This window comes from Mesorhizobium sp. IMUNJ 23232, from assembly GCF_044326205.1.
Lineage (GTDB): Bacteria > Pseudomonadota > Alphaproteobacteria > Rhizobiales > Rhizobiaceae > Kumtagia.
The window spans coordinates 20,217-33,148 of record NZ_JBIRCY010000032.1 but is presented as its reverse complement, the minus strand read 5'-3'; the positions used below and the strand labels follow the sequence as shown (position 1 = coordinate 33,148).

Here is a 12,932-nt window from a genome sequence, read left to right as displayed (position 1 = left end):
AGATCGCGATGAAACTATCGATCATCCTCGCGCCCTATGACAGCGGTCAATACCATGGCGGTTTCGGCCAGGGTCCGGAAGCGCTGATCAGCGGCGGCATCGTCGAGGCGCTGACCTTCAATGGCCACGACGTCGTCGTCGAGGATATCGGGGAGGTCGGCGAAACGCCGCGGCGCGAGATTGCGACCGGGTTCGCGGTGTGCAAGGCGGTCGCCGCGAAGGTCGACGCCAGCGTTTCCGAAGGAAGGTTCCCGATCGTGCTCGCCGGCAATTGCCTGTCGGCGCTCGGCGCCGTTGCCGGCGAGGCGGCGGATTCGGTCGTCTGGGTGGATCAGCACGGCGACCTCAACACGCCGGAAACCTCGATCCACGGTTTCCTCGATGGCATGGCACTCGGCACGATGCTCGGCCTGTGCTGGAAGCCGATGGCCGCAAGCATTTCGGGCTTTCGCGCCATCGACCCGTCGCGCTGCATGCTGGTCGACGCGCGCGACCTCGACCCCGACGAAAAGCGGCTGCTGGAAAGCCTGCCGATCGTCAGGGCCGCCGTCCGCGATGCGCCGGGCGAAGTTGCAAAACTCAAGGCGGCGGGCGTGGCCCGCACCCATTTGCATCTCGATCTCGACGTCCACGATCCGCGCACGCTGCGGGTCAACCGTTACACGGCGCCGGGAGGCCCGAACCCCGATGAACTCAGGCAGATGGCCTGTGGCATCGCGCGGTCCATTCCGGTCGTTGGCGTGACGCTGACCGCCTACGATCCGGCGTTCGACGCCGAGGCGGAGGTTCCGCCAGTCGTCGGCCGGCTGCTGATCGATTTTCTGGCGGCGCTGGAGCGGATTTGATAGATTGACGTCATGAACATCCAGTCGAGACATCCAACCACGGCGGACGAGTTCCTGCGCTGGAATGAGGGGCGTGAGGGCAAGCGCGAGTTCGTGCAGGGGAGGGTTGTCGAGATGATGATCAATGTCACGAGGCGCCATTGGCAACTGGCTTCCCGCCTGATGTTGCAACTCGCATCCCAGCTTGGGGTCGAGCAATACAACGTGGGTTCGGCCGAGTTCGGGGTCCGCGCCGGGGAGGGCGTCCGTTTTCCCGACGTTATGGTCGAGGCGTTTTCGGGAGACGGGAAAGCGCTCGCAACGAATTCGCCATTGCTTCTGGCCGAAGTGCTTTCACCATCCACAATGGCTGACGATTTCGGGCAGAAGGCGCGGGACTATCGGGCTCTGGAGACGTTGCAGCACTATTTGACTTTGTCGCAGGACGAAGTCCGCGTCTGGCTCTGGTCCCGCGATGACCGCAGGCAATGGATAGGCCCCGAGATTATCGAGAGCGGCCAGATCGCGCTACGTATCGACGCTAGGCACATTCTCATTGACGTCGATGGCCTGTATCGCGGAGTTGTCGGCAATTGAGATCGGCTTAGGATGGCATGCATCAGATGGCCGACCGAAATTGATCGCTGATGATATTTTCACGATCTGGACGAACACGATGAACATCCAGTCGAGACATCCAACCACGGCGGACGAGTTCCTGCGCTGGAATGAGGGGCGCGAAGGCAAGCGGGAATTTGTCCGGGGGAGGGTGATCGAGATGATGGTCGGCGTTTCTGAAAGCCACTGGTGGATTGTTTCCCGGCTTCAACTGATCATAGCTCGCCAGATTGGTTTGAAAGATTTCATCGTCGGTGCGTCGGATTTCGGCGCGAGAACGCCGGACGGCATCCGATATCCTGATCTGCTTGTTGTTCGCCCCTCTGGACAACCGCGAAATCTGGCCGCCAAGGAACCGCTATTCATCGCGGAAGTTCTTTCGCCATCTTCACTGGCACGTGATCTGGTCGAGAAGCAGGAAGATTACAGAAGTCTGCCCTCGCTTCGTGAGTATCTCGTTCTTTCTCAGGAAGAGGCCAGAGTATGGTTGTGGTCGCGCGATCAGGACCAGTGGACTGGCCCGAGGGAGGTTTCCGGCATGGAGGAGACGGTCGAACTGCCAGGCCTTGAAGTCACCATAGAACTCTCCGAACTCTATGAAGGCATAGGCCGCTAACCAACCATGACCCTCAAATCCCGTGTCATTCCCTGCCTCGACGTCAAGGACGGCCGCGTCGTCAAGGGCGTCAATTTTGTCGACCTGATCGACGCCGGAGACCCGGTCGAGGCGGCGCGCGCTTATGATGCGGCCGGGGCCGATGAACTCTGCTTCCTCGACATCACCGCTTCGTCCGACAATCGCGAGACGATCTTCGATGTCGTGGCCCGTACCGCGGAGCAGTGTTTCATGCCGCTGACCGTCGGTGGCGGAGTGCGACAGGTTGCCGACATACGAAGACTGCTGCTCGCCGGCGCCGACAAGGTGTCGATCAACACGGCGGCCGTGAACAATCCGGACTTTGTCGCCGATGCCGCCGACAAGTTCGGCAACCAGTGCATCGTCGTGGCCATCGATGCAAAGAAGGTGTCCAGTGCCGGGGAAACCGATCGTTGGGAGATTTTCACCCATGGTGGCCGCAAGCCGACGGGCATCGACGCTGTGGCGTTCGCCCGGAAAGTGGTCGATCTCGGCGCCGGCGAAATCCTGCTGACCTCGATGGACCGTGACGGCACCAAGGCCGGCTACGACATCGCGCTGACACGCGCGGTCGCCGACGCGGTGCGCGTGCCGGTCATCGCCTCGGGCGGCGTCGGTACGCTTGACCATCTGGTCGAGGGCATCCGCGACGGCCACGCGACGGCGGTGCTAGCGGCATCCATTTTCCATTTCGGCACCTATTCGATCTCGCAAGCCAAGGCGCATATGGCGGCGGCAGGGCTCGCCATGCGACTCGACTTCGCACCGCAACACGCTTAAACGGCGGCCAATGACCGCATTTTCCCTTTCCGATCTGGAAAAGATCGTCGCTGAGCGCGCGAAGTCGGGCGATGCGTCCTCGTCCTGGACGGCCAAGCTGTTTGCCGCCGGCATGGATCGGGCCGCCAAGAAAATGGGGGAGGAGGCGGTCGAGACCGTGATCGCGGCGGTGCGGGGCGAGCCGGCCGAGCTCGTCGCCGAAAGTGCCGATCTCCTCTACCATTTGATGGTCGTGCTGGCAGTTGCCGGCGTGCCGCTGGCCGATGTGCTGGCCGAACTGGAGCGCAGGACCGGGCAATCCGGACTCGCGGAAAAGGCGTCGCGTGCCGGCTGACGCATCGGTATCGAGAGGACAGATGGATCAGTTCGCCCCGACCGAGAAATATTCCCCGTACCGTTTCTTCACCGCCGAGCGCTGGGCCGAGTTTCGAGCCGACACGCCTCTGACGCTGTCAGCCGAGGAGGTAGAGCGCCTGCGCTCGCTGCAGGACCGCGTCGATCTCGATGAAGTGCGCCGCATCTATCTCTCGCTGTCGCGACTGCTCTCAGCGCATGTCGAGACCAGCCAGGCGCTGTTTCGCCAACGCAAGCTCTTTTTCAATGCCGCCAACGCCCGCAAGACGCCCTTCATCATCGGCATGGCGGGTTCGGTCGCCGTCGGCAAGTCGACGACCGCACGACTGCTCAAGGAACTGATGCGCCGCTGGCCGTCCAGCCCGAAGGTCGATCTCATTACCACGGACGGGTTCCTTCTGCCCAACGAGGCCTTGCGTCGCCAGGGGCTGATGGAGCGCAAGGGCTTTCCGGAAAGCTACGACGTTGGCGCGCTGCTGCGTTTCCTTTCGGCGATCAAGTCGGGCGAGGCCGACGTGCGTGCGCCCCTCTATTCGCACCTGACTTATGACGTTGTCCCAGGCGAATTCGTCACCATCGACCGGCCGGACATATTGATCTTCGAAGGGCTCAACGTTCTGCAGCCGCGCGATCTGCCGAAGGACGGCAAATACGTGCCGTTCCTGTCGGATTTCTTCGACTTCTCGATCTTCATCGATGCCGACGAAGACCTGATCCACCAATGGTACATTTCACGGTTCATGCGGCTGCGCGAGACGGCGTTCCGCAATCCCGACTCCTTCTTCCACCGCTATTCGCAACTGTCCGAGGATGCGGCGCGCGCCATCGGCGAGGGTCTCTGGCAAAACATCAATCTGAAAAACCTGCGCGAGAACATCCTGCCGACCCGCCCGCGCGCCGACCTGATCCTGCGCAAGGGTGAGGACCATTTCGTCGAGGAAGTGGCGCTCAGGAAGTTGTAAGTGCCGACGCTATAATGGGACGGCTCGGTAGTCTCCTGGCCACCGTTGTTCCGGTATCAGGCAGCCATTTCTTCAAGGCTAAGAAGATCAGTCCTGCGGCCGCTGCCGCCACATATCCGTCGATTGCGTAGTGCCAGGCGAGATAAACCGAACTCAGCTCCACGAAGGCGACGTACACAAAGGCGAGCACGCCGAATTTACGGCTGAACGCGTACAGGAAAAACGCATTGAGGCTGATCAACCCGACATGGACGCTGGGGAATGCGGATATTCCGGTGGCCAAACCTGCCGTGCCGTTGATGTAAGTGTGCCACAGATATTTCTGATAGCTGACGGAGTTGCCGGATATTTCGCCTCCCTGCGCCAGAAACTGGAGTTGTTCGGCAAATCGTTGGCTATCGCCGGTGACCAGGCCGTAGAAAGCGGGTCCGGCTGAAAGAAACAGGCCGGCTAGCACATTGCCGACGATGATCCACACAAGCATGAAGGCGAACAGGTAGCGGGTTCTCAGCTTCCGGGCGAGCGGCGATGTTGCCGCAAAGAACAACGCCCCGTAGCAGATCGTCGCCCAACCCAGATGGTAGTTCCATTCCACCAGGCGCCGGACGGAGTCGGTCCCCCATGCGACCTGGATCAGCCGCCACGGATCGACGCCGCCATGCAATGCGGCGTCGATGTCGGCGTGCAGGGGATCATAGGGAAATCCGTCATGAAGCAGAGGCAGGACGTTCTTGATCGAGGTGAATGTCCCGAAGAAGACCGTCATGGCCTGCATGAGAACAAGGCCTGAGACGAGGTACGCAAGGCGCTGCGGAGAAAGCATTCGACTGAATGCCAGGTTGCGGTGCCGGCCATACCGAAGAAAACACCAGCAAAGATCGAAAACAAGCACGATGGCCGGCATGACGAGGCCGTACATGAACAGGCCGCTGCCGACATAAATCCCATAGGCGGCGCGCCCGCTCGCCTGGAACATGTTGAGCAGCAAGATCCCGGCCAGCGCATAGATCGCGATGAAAAGGTAGATTCCAGCGTCGGCGCGTATCTGCGCCGCAGTTTCGCGAAGAAAGATTTCGAACTTGCCGTCCGACGCCATCGAAGCCGCCTTGATACCGCAGGCGCATACCTTGCGCCTGGGCAAATGCTCGACCCAAAAACCCGAGCGCAGACTGCCGTAGACAAAATAACTGTAGATTCCGTTACGGCGCAGGCCCAGTTCACTCGTCGCGAGACGAGATTGATGCGTCCGCTTTCCGGCAGCAGGGTTCGGCTTTCCGGATAGGTCCGGCCGGTCGTGGAAACACTGCCGGCCAGCGCCGCGAAACGATCGCGCGTTAGGCCGAGGATCATTTTGTCGAGGAAATGGCGCTCAGGAAGCTCTTATGGGAAGTCTGTCGGGGAGCAGGCGGCGCATCAGCAGATACAACGCGATCACCACGACGATCGCGGCATAACCGTCTATCGCATAGTGCCAGGCGAGATAAACCGAACTCGCGGTGACGAAAGCGACATAACAGAAGACCAGCGTACCCCAGCGGCGACTTCTTTCCCACACGAACAGCGCGTTCAACGTTATCAGCCCGACATGCACGCTGGGGAAGGCGGCGATTCCCGAGCCGAATCCGGGCTGCCCGGAGCTGTGCAGCAGCCACAGATAGTTCTGATAGGAGGCGGCAGAGTTTGGCGAGGCAGCACTTCGGGCGAGAAAGGCGATCTGCTCGGCAAAGCGCCCCGTGTCGCCGGTCACGCTGCCGTAAAAGGCCGGGCCGGCTGACAGGAACAGGCCGGCCAGCACGTTGCCGAGCACGATCCAGACCGCGATGAAGGTGACGAGGTAGCGAGCCCGGATCGCGTCGGTCTTCGGTGATGTGAGCACGAAGAACAGCGCGCCGAAGCAGATGACGAACCACAGGACGTTGTAGTTGAATTCGATCACGGTGCGGGCAAAGTCGCTGCCGGCGACAGCCTGGAGAAGGCGCCAGGGATCGATGCCGAAATGCAGGGCGGCGTCGATGTCGGCTTGTGCGCGGTCGTAGGGAAAGGAGCCCTGCCAGACGAAGACTGCGTTCTTCACCGAGGTGATGGTTCCCTGGAAGAACACCATGGCCATGACCAGAACCAGGCCTGCCGCGAAATGGCCGAGCCTGTGCGGCGAGAAGGCGCGGCGGAGCGCCAACCCTCGCCGGCGGTCGAAGCGGTGGAGCACCAGCCCCAACTCGATGAGAAGCGACACCGCCGGAAGCGTGAAGCCGAAGAGCAGCAGCCAGCGCAGGAAATAGGGTTCGTAGGCTGCCCGGTCCGTCGCCCCGACGAGACGGAGGAACAGCAGGCCAAGGACCGTGTAAAGCGCTATGATAGCGTAAAGCCACCGGTCGGCGCTCATGCGTGCGGCCGTCTCCGTCACAAAGCGGGGAACGCCGCGCGACGGAGCCGCAGTGTCGATGCCGGAGGCGAGGCTCATGCCGAGCCCATAGCCCGAAAAGCTGTAGACTGGGTTAAGAGGGCGACGTCACCCGCCGCAGCGTCAGATTGATCCGTCCGCCCTTCGGCAGCAGCACGGAGGTCGCGGGATAGATCCGGTCGACGCCGTGGAAACACAGTCGGCCCGCTCCGCCCAGCACGACGACGTCGCCGCTTTCGAGCCGGAAGGAAACAGTCGGTCCATCGCGAAAAGTCTGGCCGACGCGGAACAGGCAGGCGTCGCCGAGCGATATGGAGACGACCGGGGCTTGGAGATCGGCCTCGTCGCGATCCTGGTGCAGGCCCATCCTCGCCATTTCCGAATAGAAATTGACCAGGCAGGCTTCCGGCGGATGCGGATAGCCCGACACTTCGCGCCACAGTGAAAGCAGCAGGTCGGGGATCGGTGGCCAGGGCTCGCCGTTCACCGGATGGGTGGATTGATAGCGGTAGCCGCGCTCCTTGTCGGTGACCCAGCCGAGCGAACCGCAATTGGTCATGCGTACGCTCATCTCCTTGCCGCTCTTCGGCATGGCCGGCGTGTACAAAGGTGCGGCGCGCACCACATTGCGGATCGCTTCGACGATCTCTTTCTGCGCCGCGTGGCTGAGATAGCCCGGCATATGCCGGACGCCTTTCGGCAGCACGAGCATGGTTAATTCCCGTTACGGACGTCGCCTCGAAATATGCGGTTTGCAAACGACATCATGCAAATGACAACGGCCGCGCTCTTCGCACGGCCGTCAATCGTAGCAGACCCGCATTTGGAAACGACCCGAAACCTGCTTCGGGAGGGAACGGCCTTCTGCCGGATCAGGCCGTCTCGATGTCTGGAATGCGCAGCACCTGGCCGGGATAGATTTTGTCCGGATGCGTCAGCATCGGCTTGTTGGCCTCGAAGATCACGGTGTTCCTGGCACCCTTGCCCTTGCCATACTTCGCCTCGGCGATCTTCCAGAGATTGTCGCCCTTCTTGACGGTGTAGAAGACCGGCGCCTTGGCCGGTGTCGAAGCCCTCACTAGATCGGTCAGGTCCGTGGTTTCGAGCTTCAGGCCCGATTCGGGTGCCACGACCTTCAGCTCTTCCGCCTCGACCGAGGAAACGCCCAGCGTGTTGCCGACGGCGATGACGGCCTTCTCGAAGATCGACTGGTCCTTGACCACGCCCTTCAGCACGACCGTGTCACCCTTGACCGAGACGTCGACCTTTTCGGTGCCGAGCTTGTGCGAATCGAGTTCCTTCTTCAGCGCCTCTGCCTTTGCCGCCGCATCGTCGTCGTCGCCGAAGCCCAGCTTCTTGCCGACACTTTTCACGAAGTCGAACATTCCCATCGTGGTGGCACTCCATGGCTATTACGTCGCGCCGACCTTTGCACCGAAAAGGCAGGATGAAAAGCGTTGCGCGCGCCGACACCCCGTGAAGCGTCCGGAGACGGTTTACCCGGTCCTCCAGAAATCTGCCCGCCGCTCAGTCGTCCCCGACCTTGCCGCGCAGTTTTTTCACGGTCGAGCGGCCGGCCTTTGACTTCAGCCGGCGTTCCACCGCGCCCTTCGACGGTTTTGTCTTCTTGCGCGGCGGCGGTGGTGGTTCGGCCGCCTTGGCGACCAGCGCGGCGAGCCGCTGGCGGGCGTCCGCGCGGTTGCGCTCCTGGGTGCGAAAACGGTCCGCCTCGATGACGATCACGCCGTCCTTGGTGGCGCGCTGGCCGGCCAAAAGAATCACCCGGTCGCGCACACGCTCCGGCAGGCCGCGCGCGTTCGCCGCGTCGAAACGCAATTGCACGGCGGTGGCCACCTTGTTGACGTTCTGTCCGCCGGGGCCGGAGGAGCGGATAAAACTCTCCTGCAGGTCGTCGGGATGGATGGCCACGCCATCGGCTATGCTGATGATCTCGTCCGGGTTCATGCGCCCAGACATGGCGCGCCTGCGCCAAAAAGAAAAGGCCCGGCGCGGCGGCCGGGCCAAATGTGTCGACGTAAGAGTGCTTATTCCGCCGCCTCACGATAACGCGGCGCCGCGTCAGCCACATGGGCGTCGACATGCGCCTCGAACTTTTCGAAATTGCCGATGAACATCCCGACCATGCGTCTCGCCTGCCGGTCGTAGGCGGCGGTGTCGGCCCAGGTCGAGCGCGGATCGAGGATCTGCGGATCGACGCCCGGCACGGCCACCGGCACGGCGAAGCCGAAATTCGGATCGGTACGGAATTCGGCCTTGTTCAGGCTGCCGTCGAGCGCGGCGGCGAGCAGGGCGCGCGTCGCCTTGATCGGCATGCGTTTTCCCGTGCCGAAGGCGCCGCCCGTCCATCCGGTGTTGACCAGCCAGCAATGGGCGCCGTGCCGGGCGATGAGCTCGCGCAGCAGATTGCCGTATTCGGAGGGATGGCGCGGCATGAAGGGGGCGCCGAAGCAAGTGGAGAACGTCGCTTCAGGCTCCTTCACGCCTTTTTCCGTGCCGGCGACCTTGGCGGTGTAGCCGGAGAGGAAGTGGTACATTGCCTGTTCCGGCGTCAGCTTTGCGATCGGCGGCATCACGCCGAAGGCGTCGGCCGTCAGCATCACGATGTTTTTGGGGTGGCCGGCGCGCCCGGTGGGGCTGGCGTTCGGGATGAAATCGAGCGGATAGGCGCAGCGCGTGTTTTCGGTCAGCGAGCCATCATCGAAGTTGGGCACGCGGTTGCCGCCCAGCACGACGTTTTCCAGTACGGTGCCGAAGCGGCTTGTGGTGGCGAAGATTTCCGGCTCGGCCTCGGCCGACAGCCTGATCGTCTTGGCGTAGCAGCCGCCCTCGAAGTTGAAGATACCGTCCGGCCCCCAGCCGTGTTCGTCATCGCCGATCAGCGTGCGCGAGGCGTCGGCCGAAAGCGTCGTCTTGCCGGTGCCGGACAGGCCGAAGAACACCGCTGCGTCGCCCGCCGGGCCTTCATTGGCAGAGCAGTGCATCGGCATGACGCCGCGCGCGGGCAGCAGGTAGTTCAATGCTGTAAACACCGACTTCTTCATCTCGCCGGCATAGGACGTGCCGCCGATCAGCACGATCATGCGCGTCAGGTCGACCGCGATCACCGTCTCGGAGCGCGTGCCGTGGCGCGCCGGATCGGCGCGGAACGACGGCAGGTCGATGATCGTCATCTTCGGCAGGAAATCCGCCAGCGCCTCTGCTTCGGGTCGGATCAAAAGGTTGCGGATGAACAGCGAGTGCCAGGCATATTCGGTGATCACCCGCGTCGGCAGCTTTTGATGCTCGTCAGCGCCGCCGACGAGATCCTGCACGAACAGGTCCTTTGCCCCGGCATGCGCCTGGAAATCGGTGAGCAGGGTTTCGAACTGCGCAGGCTGCATCGCGCCGTTGTTGTCCCACCAGACATACGGCTCCGTCGCCGCGTCCCGGACGACGAACTTGTCCTTCGGCGAACGCCCGGTGTGCTGGCCGGTATAGGCGACCAGCGCCCCATCGGCTGACAGCGTCGCCTCGCCACGGCGGATTGCCTCTTCGTAGAGGGCGGCGGCCCGCAGATTGTAATGAACGGTGCCGGTCATCTCTATGCCGAAAGTCTCGATCCCGCAGGCGGGATTGCGCATGCCTGTTTCGCCCATCTTTCCCTCGAACTGGTGGGTGTGCGCCGTCCCGGCAAATCGCCGGGATATGAGATTGCTGCCGCTCGATCCTGTCGAGCCGACGGTTCTCGAAATCAGAAAAGCATAGTCATATCAAATGATTAATCGATTTAAAGATTTTGAAATCGTTTAAATCGTTTAAAAAATCCTTGCGCCTGCCACGGCTGCACAAGCCGTGGGCACGTCGTTTGGGCAGATGCCGATGAAAGCGCCAGGGTGCCGGTAGACAGGTTTACATGACGCGGCGCAGCGCATCGATGACGATGTCGACTTCTGCGGCCGTGTTGTAGTGCGCCAAGCCGAGCCGCAGCACGCCGCCTTTTTCCGCCAATCCCAGCCGGCCGATCGCTTCAACGGCATAATTGTGGCCGCTCCAGGCAAACACGTTCTCTGCGGCAAGTGCCTCGGCCAGTGCGCGGGGCGCATGGCGCGGCGTGGTGAAGGATATGGTCGGCACGCGGCGGCCCATCGCCTCCGGCGCGGTGATGCCCTGTATGGTCACGTCGGGCAGGGCAGTCAGGCCATCGATCAGCCGTTCCGCAAGCGTCTTCTCATAGGCGAAAAGCACGTCCATTGCCGCCCGCACATCGCGCCGACGCCCGGAGAAGCCAGCATGGCGGGCGTGCTGGTCCGCCCCCATCGTTGCACCGATGCCGGCGAAATAATCGACCGCCGCGGTCACGCCGGCCAGCCCCTCATGGCTCTGCGTGCCGGTTTCGAATTTTTCCGGGCCGGTGCTGGCAGCCGGCCGCACCTTGTAGGCTTCCAGTTCCGCCAGCAGCTCGGCACGGCCCCACAAGATGCTCTGGTGCGGGCCAAAGAACTTGTAGGCGGAGCACACCAGGAAATCGCAGCCGATGTCCTGCACGTCGTTGCTGCCATGCGGCGCGTATTGGACGGAATCGACATAGACCAGCGCGCCGGCCTCCTTGGCCATCCGGCTGATCGCCTTGACATCGTTGATCGTGCCGGTGGCGTTGCTGGCGTGGTTGACGGCGACCAGCCGCGTCCTGGGACCGAGCACCGCTGCGAAATCCGCAAGGTCGAACTCGAACGTCTCGGGATTGAAATCAAGCCACTTCACCGTCAACCCGAGATCGCGCGCCAGCAGAAGCCAGGGCGATACGTTGCCGTCATGGTCCATGCGGGTCAGCACGATCTCGTCGCCGGCCGTGAACCGACGGCCGAGCGAGCGCGACATGGAAAAAGTCAGCGTCGTCATGTTCTGGCCGAACACGATTTCGTCCGGCGAGGTGGCATTGACGAAATCGGCCATCGCCGCGCGTGCGCCGTCGATGATTGCCCCGGCGCCGATAGAGCTGGCGAAGGCGCCGCCCAGATTGGCGTTGTTGCGGATCAGGCAGTCGGTCATGCGGTCGATGACGATCCGCGGCACCTGGGTGCCGCCGGGATTATCGAAATAGATTCGCGCCCGGTTGTCGTCGGTCACCGCAAGCGACGGGAATTGCGAGCGTATTTTCTCGATGTCGATGGGCATGATCGTCTCTCGTTGACCGGTCAGGCTGCGTCGCGCAGTGCGGCGGAGATCGCGGCGAGGCCGCCGCGCAACTCCGCTTCGGTCGGCCAGCCAAATCCGATGCGGAAAAAACACTTCGGCATGTCGAACCAGTGGCCGGGGCCGACATAGGTGCCGTGGCGCTCAAGCAGCCGGACATAAAAGGCGTCGAGATCGAAATCCGGGCCGACATTCAGCCGTGGAAAACCGACCACGCCGCCTTCCGGCCTGATCCAGTCGACCAGCGTCTCGCCGTCGATCCAGTCCTGCACGATGTCGCGGCGGCGGGCCATTTCAGGCATGACCGCAGCCAGGAACTGGCCTCGCTGCTCCAGCATGGAGCGCGCGATACATTCGTCGATGACGCTGCCGCAAATGCCGATCTGCTCCTTGGCGGCGAGGAAGCGTTCGTAGAGTTCGGCGTCGCGAGTGACTAGCCAGCCGATGCGGATACCGGGGATGCCAAAGGCTTTCGACAGCGACGAAACGCTAATCGCATTGCGGCTGAGCGAGGCGGCGGCGGGCAGGTGGCGACCATAGCTCAGGTCGCGATAGGTTTCGTCGACCAGCAGCCGGCAGCCATAGCTCTCCGCCAGCGCCACCAGTGCCGTCAGGTCCGCCTCGCCCATCATCGTGCCGGTCGGATTGTGCGGGCAGGTGACGCTGATCAGCTTTGTCTTCGGCTTCAGCGCCGCCTCGATCCGCTTCAGGTCGACGGCGAAACCGTCGTCGAAGGAGAGGTCGATATAGCTGATCTCGCAGCCGATCGCCTTGGGCGTCTCGATGTTGGTGGCGTAGTTGGGCCGCACCACGACGAGATGGTCGTTGGCCGAAAGCAGCGTGGTTGCGATGATGAACAGCGCTCCGGCTGCCCCGGCAGTCACCAGCACGTCGTTGGGCGAGATTCCTTCGTCCTGAGTGGCGATCAGCTTTCGAAGCTCGGGCTCTCCGCGATGCTCGCCATAGAAGAGCGTCAGGTCGGGGAGGGAAAAACCGAAATCCGAGAGCTTGCGGTCGGCGATTGAGCTTTCCGACAGATTGAAGCGGATGCGGTCATAGCCGTATTCCTCCGGCGCTTCCTTCTCGATCACCATTCTGGCGTAGTTCATGATCGTCCCCTCGCTTGCACGAAGCCCCCTAGCATATCGACTGGCTGCAAAAAC

General features: G+C 62.4%; 14 protein-coding genes. 6 read left to right on the top strand and 8 right to left on the bottom strand.

What is annotated here, in order from left to right; genetic code table 11:
- The first annotated feature begins 8 nt into the window (after positions 1–8).
- The 6 genes from ACH196_RS22015 to coaA are packed head-to-tail and all read left to right on the top strand — an operon-like array spanning position 9 to position 4,175.
- Positions 9–845: an arginase family protein gene (locus tag ACH196_RS22015; protein WP_396649076.1), complete on the top strand. Its 837-nt coding sequence runs from the start codon at positions 9–11 to the stop codon at positions 843–845.
- A 12-nt stretch (positions 846–857) separates the two neighbouring features.
- The gene (locus ACH196_RS22010; RefSeq protein ID WP_396649075.1) at positions 858–1,421 is read left to right on the top strand and encodes a Uma2 family endonuclease; all 564 of its coding nucleotides are present in this window, start codon (positions 858–860) and stop codon (positions 1,419–1,421) included.
- On the top strand, positions 1,390–2,058 hold the full coding sequence (locus ACH196_RS22005; protein WP_396649129.1) for a Uma2 family endonuclease: 669 nt from the start codon (positions 1,390–1,392) through the stop codon (positions 2,056–2,058). Before ACH196_RS22010 ends, ACH196_RS22005 begins: the two co-directional genes overlap by 32 nt.
- Positions 2,059–2,064: 6 nt before the next feature.
- Positions 2,065–2,859, top strand: a complete 795-nt coding sequence (gene hisF, locus ACH196_RS22000; RefSeq protein WP_396649074.1) for an imidazole glycerol phosphate synthase subunit HisF — start codon at positions 2,065–2,067, stop codon at positions 2,857–2,859.
- 10 nt (positions 2,860–2,869) lie between these two features.
- Complete coding sequence (locus ACH196_RS21995; protein WP_396649073.1) at positions 2,870–3,193, top strand: phosphoribosyl-ATP diphosphatase; 324 nt, start codon at positions 2,870–2,872, stop codon at positions 3,191–3,193.
- Positions 3,194–3,215: 22 nt separating this feature from the next.
- On the top strand, positions 3,216–4,175 hold the full coding sequence (coaA, locus tag ACH196_RS21990) for a type I pantothenate kinase (protein ID WP_396649072.1): 960 nt from the start codon (positions 3,216–3,218) through the stop codon (positions 4,173–4,175).
- Here coaA and ACH196_RS21985 read toward each other — a convergent pair.
- From ACH196_RS21985 to ACH196_RS21950, 8 genes are all read right to left on the bottom strand, one after another.
- A complete protein-coding gene (locus ACH196_RS21985) occupies positions 4,162–5,271 on the bottom strand; it encodes a phosphatase PAP2 family protein (protein WP_396649071.1) in 1,110 nt (369 codons plus the stop codon). The two genes, coaA and ACH196_RS21985, sit on opposite strands and share 14 nt — an antisense overlap.
- Before the next feature lie 273 nt (positions 5,272–5,544).
- Positions 5,545–6,636: a phosphatase PAP2 family protein gene (locus ACH196_RS21980; RefSeq protein WP_396649070.1), complete on the bottom strand. Its 1,092-nt coding sequence runs from the start codon at positions 6,634–6,636 to the stop codon at positions 5,545–5,547.
- Between the two features lie 34 nt (positions 6,637–6,670).
- Entirely contained in the window at positions 6,671–7,288 is a 618-nt protein-coding gene (locus tag ACH196_RS21975) for an alpha-ketoglutarate-dependent dioxygenase AlkB family protein (protein WP_396649069.1), read from the bottom strand.
- 160 nt (positions 7,289–7,448) lie between these two features.
- Positions 7,449–7,967, bottom strand: coding sequence for a peptidoglycan-binding protein LysM (gene lysM / locus ACH196_RS21970; RefSeq protein ID WP_396649068.1), 519 nt, complete (start codon positions 7,965–7,967; stop codon positions 7,449–7,451).
- Between the two features lie 136 nt (positions 7,968–8,103).
- The gene (arfB, locus tag ACH196_RS21965) at positions 8,104–8,541 is read right to left on the bottom strand and encodes an alternative ribosome rescue aminoacyl-tRNA hydrolase ArfB (protein ID WP_396649128.1); all 438 of its coding nucleotides are present in this window, start codon (positions 8,539–8,541) and stop codon (positions 8,104–8,106) included.
- Between the two features lie 80 nt (positions 8,542–8,621).
- On the bottom strand, positions 8,622–10,232 hold the full coding sequence (locus ACH196_RS21960) for a phosphoenolpyruvate carboxykinase (protein WP_396649067.1): 1,611 nt from the start codon (positions 10,230–10,232) through the stop codon (positions 8,622–8,624).
- 253 nt (positions 10,233–10,485) lie between these two features.
- Positions 10,486–11,751: a cysteine desulfurase-like protein gene (locus ACH196_RS21955; RefSeq protein WP_396649066.1), complete on the bottom strand. Its 1,266-nt coding sequence runs from the start codon at positions 11,749–11,751 to the stop codon at positions 10,486–10,488.
- 20 nt (positions 11,752–11,771) lie between these two features.
- Positions 11,772–12,878: an aminotransferase class I/II-fold pyridoxal phosphate-dependent enzyme gene (locus ACH196_RS21950; protein WP_396649065.1), complete on the bottom strand. Its 1,107-nt coding sequence runs from the start codon at positions 12,876–12,878 to the stop codon at positions 11,772–11,774.
- Positions 12,879–12,932: the final 54 nt, after the last annotated feature.